Here is a 14,946-nt window from a genome sequence, read left to right as displayed (position 1 = left end):
GAAAATAGGTACGACGTTTTCCACCTGTTCCGCCATCCTGCGTCAAAATCAGTTAATGACTGAGGATGGGCCTCCAGGTCGCAAAAATTTAGTGTGCATCCGCTCCTCTTAGCATCGTTCCGCTTTTGATCAGGTATTTCTCCTCACACGGTTTAGGACTCAGCGAGCATTGAATTTTTTCAAGCGTTTTCAATCCACTGCAACAGGTTTAACGATCGGTGGAAGATACAGATTAGTCAACCAGTTAGGGGTCGGCGGGTTCAGCCAAACTTTTCTGGCGGAGGATTTGCACCTGCCTGGGCATCCAAAGTGCGTGGTGAAGCAACTCAAGCCTCAGGTGACGGATGAGCGACATTTGCAGACCGCTCGACGACTGTTTGATACGGAAGCCAGAGTCCTTTATCAGCTTGGTAATCACGATCAGATTCCCCGGCTGCTGGCTCACTTTATGGATGGAGAAGAATTTTTCCTGGTGCAGGAGCTGATTGAGGGGGAACCGCTGACCAAGAAGCTGGCATCGGGCTTTCCCTGGGCAGAAAAACGGGTGATGGAATTACTCTATGACCTGATGACCGTTCTGGAGTTTGTGCATGGACAGAATGTGATCCATCGGGACATTAAGCCGTCTAATTTAATCTGCCGCACCGACGGCAAGATTGTGCTGATTGATTTTGGAGCCGTCAAGCAGGTGGGACAGACCCAGACGGATTCCAGAGTCGGACAGACGCAAACGGTATCGGTCGGGACTCAGGGATATATGCCCGCGGAACAGTTGGGTGGACATCCGCGCTTCAGTAGCGATATCTATGCCGCCGGAATGGTGGGGATCCAGGCTCTGACGGGAACGCATCCCAAACAAATCGATCGCCACCCCCACACCGGAGAAGTAGACTGGCGCAATCATCGCATGGAGGGCCGCAGCCTGCCTGCCCTGCGCGTGAGTTCAGGGTTAGCAACCATTCTCGATCGCATGGTTTGTTATCACTTCAAGGATCGCTATCAGCGCGTAACGGAAGTTTTGCAAGATTTATCCGATCTGATGGCCCAGCAGCCCGAACAGCCGGAGGATGAGCTATCCGCAGATACGGTCATTCTGCCGCCCGTTGCGCTGTCCGAGCCGTCTGTTGAACCGACGCAATTTGACCAAACTGAGATCGAAACCACTCCCTCTGATCAGGTTGCTTTGCCGATTGTGCTGGAAGCCTCCTCCTTGGCGGACGATGACCCCTCTGAACCCTACATTACGGCCCTTTTCCCCCAGAGCCCCCCTCATCTGACGCATCCTCCATCGCAGCTTTCAGTGAAGATAGTTCTGAACCTGGTGATTTAGACGCGATCGAGCCAGACGCGATCGAGCCAGACGTAATCGAGCCAGACGTAATCGAATCCAACCCCGTCGCAGCAGCACCCGTTGAGTCCAACCCGATCGAATCCAGTCCGTTGACTACGATCGGTTTATCTTTGCTCCAGGTAGACACGGCTCAGATCGATTGGACACAGCTCGATTTATCAGCGGCGACAATCACTTCGGAAGTCCCTATCGCTGCGGGAGAGCCAGTCCCATCCAGGGGGACATCCCCAGAAGACAATCTACCCCAGGAACCAGAATCACTGATTCAAGACACGATCGCGGAGCCTACCGCACACCCGCTTTCTGACCTCTCCCCGCTTTCTGACCTTCCATCAGGAACCCCACCCTCAGCCACAGCCCTGGAGGCATCGGGCGAATCTCCAGCCGCAGACTTCCCAGCCGCCACTTCCGAGGAATTCAAAGCATCAAATATTAAAGCCCTGGAAACGCCAGCTTTTCCTCCGGTTCCCTTTCACCCAGATCCCGTTCCACTCCATCCCCCGATTCCTCCCACCATCATCGCTGACTCCGAGATCCCAGCCCCCACACAAATTACCGGAACTGCGAACTCAAACAATGAAACGGCTCTGCCTCCCTCTGATCTCGGTTCTGAGCCTGATCCTGCTTCTCCTGACCGTTCACCTTCAGGGTTTTCACGCTTTCTACTCGTTTCTCGCACCGTCTGGATTCTGCTCATCGGGGCGGGTGCAGTGGGAATTGGGCTAATCGGGATTGCCACGATCGCCTTTCTGGCAAATTTAGCGAATCCAAGACCGCGAGCATCTACGGATTTTGCAGCTTTCCCCGAATTCCAGGCTCTGACCTGCAATGAACCTCCGATTCCAGCCAGATTGCCCAACCCACCCGATTACGTGTTTCCAGATGGCACCAGGTATTACGGAGCAATGGCAGAGCAGCAGCCAGCAGATGGGCGCGGTATCCTGGTTTTTCCCAGTGGAAACCGTTACGATGGCGAGTTTCGAGATGGGCAGCGCAATGGCTGTGGCACCCAAACCAATGCCAATGGCAGACAATATATCGGAGAATTTCAGGCGGATCAGTTCCAGGGGCAGGGCATGTGGATTTTGGAAAATGGCGATCGCTACATTGGAACTTTTCGAGACAATCGCTGTCATGGAGAGGGCGTTTTCGTCTTTGCCGATGGTCGCAGTCAACGGGGCATTTGGCAGGATGGTAATCTGGTAGGCGAGGAGTTAAGCTGTACCCCTCTCTAATCACTTCCGAAAACTCCGTTAGGGGTTTTGGAGTCCCAAAGCTCTATCGATTCGGATATGCGTTAAATCAACCTAATAAATCAACCTAATTTCAGATTGCCTGAGTTCAGATCAACCCCCTAGAGTGGGTCACAGAGCTAACGTTTCAACTCAGTAGATTGAAAAACCTAGTGAGTTTTCAGACCAGCACTCAGTTATTAGCCGATCCAAGCCGATCCAAACTGCGATCGGGTTCATGATTTTGACATGGTTTTTATAGGAGGAGCATCAATGAATCATCAGAAACTTTCCACACTCAAAAGCTTTGCCCTGCGAGGGTTATTACCGCTGGGAGCACTGCTGTTGACCGCTGGGGGCGGAACCCTGGTCTTACAGCGAGCCGTTGCTCAGGATGCACCCGAACCGACTCCTACGGTTCCCACCCCAACGCCCACGGTTCCTACGCCTACGCCCACACCCGTTCCGACTCCAACTACCCCACCCTCTCCGGGCACAACGGTTCCCTCTCCCTCTCCCGTTCCCACCCCAGCTCCAACCACCCCAACGCCGGCTCCAACCCCGGATCCTGGCACAACTACGCCCACCCCAACTCCCCAGGTTACTCCCGCCCCAACCACGCCCACTCCAGCACCAGCTCCCGCCGCTCCACCAGCCCTGTGGTAACGGTCATGGTTGCTTGAAACTGGTCAACCCGATCGGATACGAGACGTAACCCTCTGAGATGGGGTAAAAAAGTATCAGGGTATTTCTCGATCGATCGGGTTTGCCCATATCTGATTTCTGGCTATCTGAGTGCAGCTTTTTTGACTGTTGTGGGCTGCCAAATTCAATCAATGTGAGGGGAAATGTACGGGGTAGACGCACTATGAACTGGTATCGTTCTTTTTCGATTGGCTTCAGTACGATCGCGGTTTTACTGGCTGCCCAGTTTCGTACAGCAGCCGAAACGCCGACAGATTGGGAAGCAGAGTCTTCTCAGGCGACGGGGGAACCAACGCTGGTTTCCACCACCCGACTCCGGCCCTACCTGCTGTTGCCAGAACTGCCGACGATCGATACAGGAGATTCGATCGAACGATTTCTGCCAGAAGTGAATCATCCGATTCGTCTGGTTTTGAGACTGTCTGAACGCCGAGTTTACGTCTACGAGGGAGAAACGCTGAAAAATAGCTATCCAGTGGCGATCGGCCGACCTGGATGGGAAACGCCAACGGGAAGCTATGAAGTGATTGGAATGCTCCAGGATCCGGGCTGGACGAATCCATTTACCGGCGAAGTCGTACCGCCGGGGCCCTATAACCCACTGGGCGAGCGCTGGATTGCCTTCTGGACAGATGGCAGAAACTATATCGGCTTTCATGGTACGCCGAACCCTGAGTCCGTTGGGCAGGCAGCTTCCCACGGCTGCGTCCGCATGTTCAACCATGACATCCGCGAACTTTATGAAATTGTCAGCATGGGTACGACTGTAGTTGTGGAAAACTAGGGAATGCAAATTGAATCATCCCAAATTCTTGTGGGGTGGGCAGCGTTTCGACTGAGCTCAAGCCGAAGTCTTGCCCGCCCAGTTGAACAGACAGAATGATTGACAGGTGATTTAATCTACGCTCCTGGGTTTCCTCAACCTATCGGGAAAGGCAGATTGGAGGGTCACACCCCTTCAGATTCGGCTTTTTTCCGTAATATCCGGGTTGCCCCTTGTGGTATTTGTACAAATGTTAAAGTAGGGTACGGTAAATACACATCTGCGGCGATAGGGGCATTTTCAACTATGTCATATCAAATCGGGACTCAGTGGCAGGCTGGAGATGTCATTCTGGATCTGTACCGAGTCATCGGCATTCTGGGGCAGGACGGACTGGGTGAAATTTATCGGGTTCGGCACTTAAACTGGAATATTGATCTGGCGGTCAAAAGTCCCAAACCGGAGATTGTTGCAGCTCTGGGGAGCGATCGGTTTGAGCAGGAAGCCTCCGGATGGATTAACCTGGGGCTGCATCCCCATATTGTGGGCTGTTACTATGTCCGTCGGGTTGATAATAACCCGCTGATGTTCACCGAGTACGTGAATGGCGGTACGCTGCACAGTTGGATTGCCGATCGCCGGCTTTATGCCGATGGGACGACGCTGGCTCTGCGCCGCATTCTGGATGTGGCGATCCAATTTGCCTGGGGGCTGCACTACGCCCATGAGCAGGGATTGATCCATCAGGATGTCAAACCGGCCACCGTGATGATGACCACTAATGGCGTGGTCAAGGTGACAGATTTTGGCTTGGTCAATGCCCAGGCGATCGCCACCGTGCTGGATGCCCCCAGTGGCAGTACCTCTACAACCTTGATTGCGCCCAATACAGGAGCCTTAACCCCTGCCTATTGCTCTCCCGAACAGGTGAACCGCGCCATTCTGACCCGACGCTCCGATCTCTGGAGTTGGGGCTTATGTGTGCTGGAAATGTTTGCTGGTGATCGAATTTGGGTATCGGGGGCCCAGGCGGCCCAGGTTTTAGAACAATATCTAGTCTCTGCTGCGAACCCCCAACTGCCTCGGATGCCAGAACCGATCGCCCAACTGTTGCGGCGGTGCTTCCAGGTCAATCCCGATGCCCGTCCTCACACCCTGAACGACGTAGCGACGGAACTACAGCAGATTTATCAGGAGTTAATCGGAGAAACCTATCCCCGTCAGGCTCCCGCCATCACAGGGGAAACTGCTGACAGCCTGAATAATCGTGCGGTGGCTCTGTGGGATCTGGGCCGGTATGAAGAGGCTCTGCACCTGTGGGATCAAGCCCTGACGGTGAATTCCCAGCATCAGGAAACCCACTACAATCGAGGACTGATTCTGTGGCGATCGGGGCAACTTCGCAGCGATGCTGACCTACTACAGCAAATTGAAGCCAATCGTCCTCACTCCAGAGATTGGAATACCGATTACCTCCTTAGCCTGGTGCACCTGGAGCGGGGAGACTTTCAGTCCGCAGTTCAATTGCTAGAAGCGTTGCAAAATAGCGGTGTACAGCAGGAAGATGTGGAACAGGCACTCACCTTTGCGCGGGAGCGGGTTGCCCAGACGCGGCAGCGAACGCCAGAAAATGAGCCACTCCGTACCTACGCCCATCCGGATGTGGTTTCTGTTGCCCTCAGCCCCGATGGTCGCTTTGCCCTTTCTGGCAGTTTAGATAAAACCACAAAACTCTGGGATATTCAAACCGGACGATGTCTCTGTACCTTCAGGGGACACAAGGATAGTGTGACTGCCGTGGCCTTCAGCCCCAATGGCAGCTACATTTTATCGTCCAGTCAAGATAAAACCATCAAGCTCTGTGAGATGGTCACCACCAGCTATCTGCAAACCTATAAGGGCCACGGCCGGGCAGTCCAGTGCATTGCCTTCAGCCCCGATGGGCAATATTTCCTGTCAGGCAGCGACGATCGCACCCTGCGGCTCTGGGATCTGGTCAGAAGTCGGTGTGTGCGGGTCTTTCGGGGGCATCGGGGGCGGGTTCTCTCCCTTGCCTTCAGTCAGGATGGTCGGTTTGCCCTTTCTACCAGCGATGATAAGACGATTCGGCAGTGGGATGTGGCATCGGGTTGGGGAATTCGCACCTTTGATCTACCCGATTCGCCTGCGGTCAGTATTGCCTATAGTCCCGATGGTCAGTATGCTCTGTCAGCTGGAGCCTCGCTGCTGCTATGGGATATTGCCTCTGGCACGATCGTTCGCTCCTTTGAAGGTCATGATCAGCCCGTGCGATCGGTTGCCTTTAGTGCCGATGGTCGGTACGTGCTGTCGTCCGGGGATGATACGACCCTGAAACTATGGGAAGCGGGGACTGGTCGCTGTTTACGCACCTTCGTGGGACATCAATATCCCATTCGTGCCTTTGCCCTGAGTGCCGATGCACAATACATTGTGTCCGGGGATGCAGAGGGGATGCGGCGATGGTCAGTCAACCTATCGGAGGGGTCTGTTGCGGCTCCTTTGCGCCTGTCACGGGTACAGCTCTCGGAGGCCTTCCTATCCAGCGATCTGGTCTATCGTCAGGAATTACTCCAGGCGCATACCGCCCAGGAGCAGGATGATCTGGTGAGTGCAGCCCGCCACATTCGTCTGGCCCGATCGCTTCCAGGATACAACCGCGCCTCAGAGGCGATCGCTGCCTGGACTCGGCTCTATACGGTGTTGCCCCATCAGGGATTGAATGGAGCCTGGGAAAGCCTGGCCCTCGATCGCCATGTGGATGCGGTGCAAGCCGTCACGATCAGTCCCGATCGCCGTTATGCCCTCTCTGGCAGCAATGACTGGACGGTGAAACTGTGGGAATTGCCGACCCATCGATGTCTGCGCAGCTTTGAGGGCCACCGCGATCGTGTCAATGCCGTTGCCTTTAGTTCGGATGGAGCCTATGCTCTGTCGGGCAGTACCGATAAAACCGTGAAACTGTGGGGCGTGGCCACTGGGAGCTGTGTTAGCACCTTCCGTGGCCATAATGGAGCGGTTTGTGCCGTTGCCTTCAGTCCAGATGCCCTGTATGCCGTTTCCGGTGGGGACGATCGCACCTTAAGACTGTGGGATACGGCGATGGGACGCTGTCTGCGGGCGATCGAAGCCCACGGCGATCGAATCAATGGAGTTGCATATAGTGCAGATGGTGCTCAGGTCTTAACGAGCAGCCAGGATGCTACCCTGAAACTCTGGAATCTGGCGGCTGGAACCTGTCTGCAAACCTTTGCCGGACACGGGGCGGGGGTCAGTGCAGGGGTAATGAGTCTGGATCAGCGGGTGATTCTGTCGGGAAGTGAAGACCATACCCTTAAGGTTTGGGATGTGGCTCAGGGAACCTGCCTGCGGACGCTGGAGGGTCATACGGCTGCCGTTCGCTCCGTTGCCCTGAGCCGGGATGGTCGCTATGCTCTTTCGGCGGGGGAAGATCGCACCTTGAAGCTCTGGGATATCACGGTGGGAATCTGTTTGCATACCCTGGAGGGTCATAGTGCTCCGGTTCGTTCTGTGGACTTCAGTGCCGATAGCAGCTACGCCATTTCCGCTGGGGACGATCGCACCCTGAAGCTGTGGTCGCTGGATTGGGATCTGGTAGACAAATTCCCTGCCCTCTGGGATGAAGGAGCCAGAGTCTACCTGGAAACCTTTTTGAGACAGCATACTCCTAAGGTAGGGCTTTTACCCAAAAACCGGGATCCGAACGAACAGGAGGTGACGCTGGCCCTGACGGCTCAAGGCGTACCGACCTGGACAGAAGCGGATTTTGTTGGATTGATGCAAACCCTGGGCACAGTTGGCTACGGCTGGCTACGCCCAGAGGGAGTCCGGCAAGAGCTGCAAACCCTGGCCAGCACGATCGCCCAGGCATCATCCCCACCCAGTCGGGAGTCCGCCCCCTCCACAGCCTTTGCCACTGCCTTTGGTAGCACCTTTGAAACTGCTTTTCCAACGGGAATCTTTGAGCCGGAACCCCCAACTGCGAAGGTGATTTTGAGCGTCACAGAGGGCAGCCTTAAGGGACAGGTGTATGAATTCCGCGATCGCACCACCTGCATTATTGGCCGGCCAAGGATTGTAATCTGCAATTGCCGAACGATGAGTACCATAAAACCGTTTCGCGCTACCATTGCCTGCTCGACATCAATCCGCCCGTGATCCGGATTCGAGATCTGGGTAGTTTGCATGGAACCTATGTGAATGGGCAAATTATTGGACGACGACGACCCAATCAGTCCCCAGAGGATCTGTCCCAGGATAGCTTCCCCTCCCACGACTTGAAGACGGGGGATGAAATCAAGCTGGGTAAAACCATTTTCCAGGTGCAAACAGAGGAACCACCCGCCGATCCGGCAGACACAGTCATGGATACCCGGACGGCTCAAACCAGCTTCGATACCAGCTTTGACCAGACAGCCTTTGCGGAACCCCAGCGATTTGGCCCCGCTCCATCGGACAATGCATCACTCCCCTATTCCGATCGCGCAGGAACACCAGCACACCCCGCTCCGCATCAGGGATCAAATGGTGACGTAGGGGATCCGTCGATGCAATCCTATCCCCTACCTGACCTGCGGGACTATACCATTCTCAAACCGATTCACGAAACCCTGGCTCAACAGACTTATCTGGTGCGGCAGGCGCAAACCAACGAGATGGCTGTCCTCAAGGTCATTCGCCCTAAAACCGGAGTTCGGCAGGCGGCGATCGACGCTTGTTTGCAGTCCCTCGAAGAAACCCAACTGCTTCAACATCCCCATATTGCCAGACAAATTGCAGCAGGCTACTCCAACGAAACCCTCTATATTGTGCAGGAATACTGCGATCGCGGGAGTGTGGTTGATCTGATGCAGGAAGGGGGCGGACAGTTGAGCATGACGGAGGCGATTGGCATTGTGCTTCAGGTATTGAATGCCCTGGAGTATGCCCACACGCTACCATTACCTCGGATCAGTCCCACGAGCGATGCGTTTCAGCGGGGACAGGGGTTAGTGCATCGAGATTTGCAGCCATCAAACATTTTGCTCTCTCAGGTGCAGGGCAAGCTGGTAGCCAAAATTGGTGACTACGGTTTGGCAAAGGCAATCGATCGGGCTGGATTAAGATCCTCAGAGGTCAATCATCTAGAGCCACCCCTATTTATGCCGCGTCAACGTGCGGTCAATTTCAACTACGCTGAACCTGAAGTGGATGTCTGGGCGGCGGCGGCCTGCCTCTATCAGATGCTGACGGGAACTTCTCCCCGCAACTTCTCTGGCAAGGATCCCTACCTGGCCCTGTTACAAAACGAACCCGTTCCCATCCAGCAGCAGAATCCTAAAATTCCGCGATCGCTGGCAGAAGTTATTGATACCGCGCTGGTGGACAATCCTGAAATTCGCGTTAGGGATGCTGCTGCTTTCCGGCGGATGTTGGAAAGTATGCGCTGAGGTGGGACTTGAACGCACAATCTCTATAATTGAGGACAAGTTTTGTCGCCTTATCCCCATAACCGCTTATGTCAGACTCATCGACTCCTACCCCCTCCGAGCGCGATCGGCATCTGCATCTAATTGATCACATTGTCCAGATCACGCTGAAAGGACAATTGCGATCGAAGGAACAGATCTATCAACTATTGGTACAGGATGTGCCAGCGGGAAGCGGGGAAATGTTTGAGCGTTGCCTGCAATCCCGATTGGATGAGACGCAGGTTCAGCTTGATCAAGGAGATGAACTGAAGCAAGCCAAGGCCAGCCGTATCCTGCGGGCCCTGCAAGCCATTCAGGGGGAATGGGAGCGGTATCAAAAGGTTCAGGGGGGAAATCAGGCAGTTACGGCAGCAACCCAGGCCTTGATGGCAGCGGATGCGGGAGAACGGCTGTCGATCTGGCTAGATTGGGTTGATCCAAACCGGCCCCAGGGGATTACCTTCGATCGCCTCAAGGGATTGGCGCAATCGCTGGTGGCTCAAACTAGCTCCACTGCTGAAACTGAACTCCCGGCGGATGTGCAGCAGATAGCGGTAGGAATTCGCAATGGACTCAAGGCCGTACAGGAGCTTGAACCCTATTTAATTCAGTGGGTTTATGAAGTCCCTAGCTCGATCGGGTTTGAGGGGACACCCTCCCAGTGGGGTCCGTGGAAGCTATGGGCCCGGCAGGTGAATCAGGCTTTACCCAGGGGAATCTTTGCAGCGATCGCCGAGGGACGTTCGATCGTTGATGTCGTGGCTCACCAGGGCACGATCGGGATCGAGGAATTTGTTGAACTCGTGATTTTGTTTCAGTACCTCCAGCGAGGATTGATCACCTGGTTTGAGAAACAGCCCTATGACTCGAAGTGGGGCACCAAACAGTCGGTTGCTACCTTTCTAACCTTTGCGGTGCTGTGGAGTCAGCTATCGATCGGCTTTGAGCAAGCCAGTGTCCAGGCAGACGATCGCCCCCGACTGATCCAGGGATGCTTTCATGTGATGTTGCAAATCCTGCGGCAGTTTTCCCAGCAGTCCTACTTTCCCCTCTACGGTGGCGTGTTCGCGTTGCTGTCTGGGAACTATCTCCAGGATGCCCTGTCCTATCTGGATGCGCCCCTGCGGCAGGTGCCGGGGACTCAGGAGAAGTCCAGAATTCTCACCTTAATTGGCTATTCCCATCGAGCGTTAGGTCAGTACGATCGGGCCATTGCCTTCCATCAACAGGCTCTAGAGATTGCCCAAACGGCGGAAGATCAGGTTTGTGAAGTGGCAAATTTAAACCACCTCAGCCGCATTTACGCCACGCAGAAAAACTACGAAGCAGCGATTCGTCATAGCCAGCGGGCGTTGGTACTTTCCCGGCAGTCTGGCGATCGGCAGGGGGAAGCTAATGCGTTAACCAATTTGGGATACAGTGAGGTGCTTTCAGCCCGCCAACTCGATCGCCCAGAACCCGACTACGAAATGTCGATTCACTATCTTCAGCAAGGGTTGAACTTAGCAGAACGGTTGGGCGATCGGCAGAGCCAGTCCCTTTGCTACAACAGCCTTGGCATTGCCTACGTCCTATTGGAACAACCCCAGGAGGCAATTCGCTATCTGGAGCAGGGGCCCAGGCGGCTCAGTTTTCAGGCGATGTCTATCTTCAGGGGTTGAACTACAGCTATCTTGCTGAGGCGCACTACGCCCTGGGACATCGGGAAGCGGCGGTTTGTGTCGCCTGTTTGGGAATGTACTTGCTGGAACAAATTCAGGCGGTGGAATGGCGACAGGCCGCCGGATTGCTCACCATTCTCCAGGGTCAAATGGGGGATGAAGCCTTTCAACAGGCCAAAGCTCAGGGGCGATCGACGCTGATCAAGGTGATTGGTGTGGATGGCTATGATCACCTGCCGCAACTGTTGACGCAATACAGAGAAACATCCGGTTGACCTGCCGTAACGCAGGCATCTTGTCTATCGGTGTGATAGTTGTGATCCAATGCAAAATGAGGATACATCCATTGAGAACAACCGCTCAGGGCTGCGGACAACTGACAGTTAAGAGCAATTGAGAGCTAAGGATCATGGATTAAATAACCTGTAAAGCGTTTTACGTTGTTGACTGTGCGGGAAAGTCTTCGGCTTAAGCCCAGTCGAAACGCTGCTCACCCCACAAGAATTCCAGATGATTCAATTTGCATTCCTAAGAGCAATTAAGCGCAAGAGAGGGAAAGGAAAATGTCGTTTAAATCTAAACCGAAAAAACAGAAATTCTCTGGCTTCAGCGTCGCAGAAGCGTTTCAGCACCTTCACCTGACCAAATTAACACCGTGGACAATTGAGATAGAAGCGGTTGCCCCCAGCAATTTTTTCAAACAACGGTTAGAGAAATTACAGCGGTTTGATCTGAGAGCCTCTGAGGAATCCAAAAAACTCTTGATTGATGCCATTTTGGAGGAAGGGATTGAAGGGTTCAACCATCTGAAAATTTGGAAGGGAGCAAATCTCGAAACCGATACTGTGGGTGGCTATGTGGATTACTTAGTCGCAGAAGATCGGGATTACCTCTACACGCCTTTCCTCTGCATTATGGAAGCCAAAAAAGACGATTTTGAGCAAGGGCTAGCTCAATGTTTAGTCGAAATGGCCGCTTGTCAGTGGAGTAACCAACAGATTGGCAGGGCGATCGATATATTCGGTATCGTCACCAATGGTGAAGGGTGGAAGTTCTATCGGCTTGACTTGGCTGGCACAGTCCAGGAAACGAATCTGTATTCAATTCAAACGATTGGGGTTGTCCTGGGTCTGCTCAGGGTAATCTTTGCAATGTGCGAATAAAATTTACTTCAGACGGTATGAAGTTAATGGTGGGAATGTTGTTTAGTTTAGCGTTCAGTCTGATGATCGACTGGAGGATCGGTAGAGACTGCGTATTCTTCAGGGACGATCGGGGAACCGTGTCTGTCCGCATAGACCTTGGTGAATTCTGCACCGATTAGCAGGATATGGGCCGCATAGTAAATCCAGGTAATCAAAATGATGAATGAACCGGCAATCCCGTAGGCAGAGCCGAATCCGGTACGGCTAATCACCTGACTGAAGACCAACTGTCCTAACATAAACAACACTGTGTTGACCGTTGCCCCCACATACGCATCCCGCCAAACCACCCTGGCATCGGGCAGTATGGCATAGATGGAGGCAAATAAGGTGGTGAGCACGATCAGGGAGAACAGAAAGCTGAGAATCTGCCACACCTGAAATTGTGCCGGTAAAGCATCACTAATAATATTGACGGCAGTTGCCAAGGCCGCGTTTGCCACAAATGTGATCACTAAGAGAAATGCGATGACCAGAATCATGGCAAAGGACAACAACCGCTTCCGCATGAAATGAAAGAGATGCCGTCTGGGTTCTGGTTTGACGTGCCAGATGCGATCGAGCGAGTTTTGAATTTGAAAAAACACCCCCGATGCACCAAATACCAGCAAACCTAGACTAAAGGCCAGCCGCAGGGGATTGCCTTCCTGATCCTCCCGCATATTAACGATCGCCGATTCAATTACCTGGGCGGGGCCATCTCCCACAATGCCTTCCAGTTGCCCGACAATCTCACCCTGGGTTGCCGCTTCTCCAAAAATGGCACCGACCACCATGACGACCAGAGCCATAAGGGGCGGAATTGAAAATACGGTGTAGTAGGCCAACGAGGAGGAGAGTAGCGAAATCTGATTGTATTGCACCTCAGAGAAGGTCGCTTTACACAATCGCCAAAATTCTCGAATGCCTCGCTTGACCATTAATCTTTGCCCCTGTGATTCAAATACTGTAAAAGGCTGCAAACCTTCTCAGTAGAATATTGACGAAATCCTTGAAAAGCCTCATCTATCTAAAAGGGGAAAGCCCAGAAATTTAGGGACAGCGATCGCAATGCAATCAGTTAGAAAAACCAGGAAAAGGGAAAAGCGTAGAGAATTGCCAGTTGGATACCTGACCTTCTCCACGCCTTCGTAATGCGATCGAACTTTATTCGTGTTTAACCAATTAACATCCGATGGACATTAATGAAAATGTAACCTCAATGCTTCGATGACCTACGCCCGCGAAGCAGCTAATCGATCGACCTTCTCTTCCATCGACTTCATCAAAGAATCAAAGGGTTGGACAAACTTATCAATGCCTTCTTCCAGCAGTTCATCCATAACCTGATCCAGCTCAATGCCGACCTCTGGTTCCTTCAAGCTTTCGATCAGTTGGTAGGCTGCTTCTACATCGGATTCAATCTGATTTCCAGAGATACTGCAATGATCGGCGCAGGCTTCAATGGTATTGGGCGGTAAAGTATTCACCGTATCCTGTCCCACTAACTCATCGACGTACATGACATCGCTATAGTCAGGATTCTTGGTGCTGGTACTGGCCCACAGCAATCGCTGAACATTCGCACCTTTTGCCGCTAGTGCTTTCCATCGATCGCTTGCAGTCAGTTTCTTAAATTCCTGATAGGCAATCTTAGCATTGGCGATCGCAATCTTTCCTTTAATTTGGCTCAGTTGCGCTTCATCGTTCAGGGTTTCGATTCCAACTTTCTGGAGAAGATTGTCCAACCGATCGTCTATATTCGTGTCAATCCGACTGAGGAAGAAGCTGGCGACTGAAGCTAACTTATCGATCGGTTTACCCTCTTTAACCCGGCGCTCTAAGCCTCGAATGTAAGCCTCAGCAGCGTGCAAGTAGCTGTCTACTGAAAAGAGTAATGTGATGTTGACATTGATACCTTCTGCGATCGCCTGTTCGACTGCCGGAAATCCTTCTGGGGTTCCCGGAATCTTAATCATGACATTCTCACGCCCGATCGCTTTGTAGAACCGTCTTGCTTCATTTAAAGTCGCTTCTGTATCACGGGACAGGTGCGGTGAAACTTCGATGCTGACGTAACCATCCAGTCCGCTTGTTTCATCGTATACTGAACGGAAAATATCACAGGCATTGCGGATATCTTCAAAAATCAGCATTTCGTAAATTTCCTGGGGCGATTTGCCATCTTTAATCCCCTCTTCGATCACGGGATTATACAAATCACTGCCAGAAATTGCCTTCTGAAAAATTGCTGGGTTGGACGTAATTCCAGCGATCCCCTGTTCAGAGATCATTTGTTTCAATTCACCCGATTCAATAATGCCGCGATCGAGGTGATCCATCCAGACACTTTGTCCGGCTTCCTTCAGCTTAAGGAGTGGATTAGTAGCCATAAAATTTCCTTCTCCTAATTCAGTTCAACAACTGCTAATACAAAAAGTTTTATGAGGGCAAAAACTGGGATAACAACCTGGCGAACGTCAATCTAAACACCGTCAATCTAAACCATCAGTCTCAACTGCCGCATCAAATCATGTGCGTAGCGCAATCCTGCGCTTCTT

General features: G+C 52.8%; 11 protein-coding genes. 9 read left to right on the top strand and 2 right to left on the bottom strand.

Annotation, left to right across the window (positions count from 1 at the left end; genetic code table 11):
* Positions 1 to 169 precede the first annotated feature (169 nt).
* From ACM1PF_RS25350 to ACM1PF_RS25310, 9 genes are all read left to right on the top strand, one after another.
* A complete protein-coding gene (locus ACM1PF_RS25350; RefSeq protein WP_416668434.1) occupies positions 170 to 1,330 on the top strand; it encodes a protein kinase domain-containing protein in 1,161 nt (386 codons plus the stop codon).
* Between the two features lie 110 nt (positions 1,331 to 1,440).
* A complete protein-coding gene (locus ACM1PF_RS25345) occupies positions 1,441 to 2,586 on the top strand; it encodes an MORN repeat-containing protein (protein WP_416668431.1) in 1,146 nt (381 codons plus the stop codon).
* Positions 2,587 to 2,856: 270 nt separating this feature from the next.
* Positions 2,857 to 3,249 (top strand): hypothetical protein, encoded by a 393-nt coding sequence (locus ACM1PF_RS25340; protein ID WP_416668428.1) that lies wholly within the window; start codon positions 2,857 to 2,859, stop codon positions 3,247 to 3,249.
* Between the two features lie 202 nt (positions 3,250 to 3,451).
* Complete coding sequence (locus ACM1PF_RS25335) at positions 3,452 to 4,072, top strand: L,D-transpeptidase (RefSeq protein WP_416668425.1); 621 nt, start codon at positions 3,452 to 3,454, stop codon at positions 4,070 to 4,072.
* Between the two features lie 285 nt (positions 4,073 to 4,357).
* Positions 4,358 to 8,248, top strand: coding sequence for a protein kinase domain-containing protein (locus tag ACM1PF_RS25330; protein WP_416668422.1), 3,891 nt, complete (start codon positions 4,358 to 4,360; stop codon positions 8,246 to 8,248).
* Complete coding sequence (locus ACM1PF_RS25325; RefSeq protein ID WP_416668419.1) at positions 8,179 to 9,519, top strand: protein kinase domain-containing protein; 1,341 nt, start codon at positions 8,179 to 8,181, stop codon at positions 9,517 to 9,519. Before ACM1PF_RS25330 ends, ACM1PF_RS25325 begins: the two co-directional genes overlap by 70 nt.
* A 68-nt stretch (positions 9,520 to 9,587) precedes the next feature.
* Positions 9,588 to 11,201 carry a tetratricopeptide repeat protein gene (locus ACM1PF_RS25320; RefSeq protein WP_416668417.1) on the top strand — a complete coding sequence of 538 codons (1,614 nt, stop codon included), beginning with the start codon at positions 9,588 to 9,590 and terminating at the stop codon, positions 11,199 to 11,201.
* Positions 11,198 to 11,476, top strand: a complete 279-nt coding sequence (locus ACM1PF_RS25315; RefSeq protein WP_416668416.1) for a hypothetical protein — start codon at positions 11,198 to 11,200, stop codon at positions 11,474 to 11,476. The genes ACM1PF_RS25320 and ACM1PF_RS25315 overlap by 4 nt, the downstream gene beginning before the upstream one ends.
* A 288-nt stretch (positions 11,477 to 11,764) precedes the next feature.
* Positions 11,765 to 12,364, top strand: a complete 600-nt coding sequence (locus ACM1PF_RS25310) for a hypothetical protein (protein WP_416668413.1) — start codon at positions 11,765 to 11,767, stop codon at positions 12,362 to 12,364.
* A gap of 47 nt (positions 12,365 to 12,411) precedes the next feature.
* Here ACM1PF_RS25310 and ACM1PF_RS25305 read toward each other — a convergent pair whose 3' ends face one another.
* Together ACM1PF_RS25305 and tal are read right to left on the bottom strand one after the other, a co-directional pair.
* On the bottom strand, positions 12,412 to 13,326 hold the full coding sequence (locus ACM1PF_RS25305; protein ID WP_416668409.1) for a YihY/virulence factor BrkB family protein: 915 nt from the start codon (positions 13,324 to 13,326) through the stop codon (positions 12,412 to 12,414).
* A 294-nt stretch (positions 13,327 to 13,620) separates the two neighbouring features.
* The gene (gene tal, locus ACM1PF_RS25300; RefSeq protein ID WP_416668407.1) at positions 13,621 to 14,778 is read right to left on the bottom strand and encodes a transaldolase; all 1,158 of its coding nucleotides are present in this window, start codon (positions 14,776 to 14,778) and stop codon (positions 13,621 to 13,623) included.
* Positions 14,779 to 14,946: the final 168 nt, after the last annotated feature.

This window comes from Egbenema bharatensis FJBBOT/2019 (assembly GCF_048077055.1).
GTDB classification, from domain to species: domain Bacteria; phylum Cyanobacteriota; class Cyanobacteriia; order Elainellales; family Elainellaceae; genus Egbenema; species Egbenema bharatensis.
The sequence above is the reverse complement of the archived record's forward strand: the minus strand, read 5'-3'. Positions and strand labels throughout refer to the sequence as shown.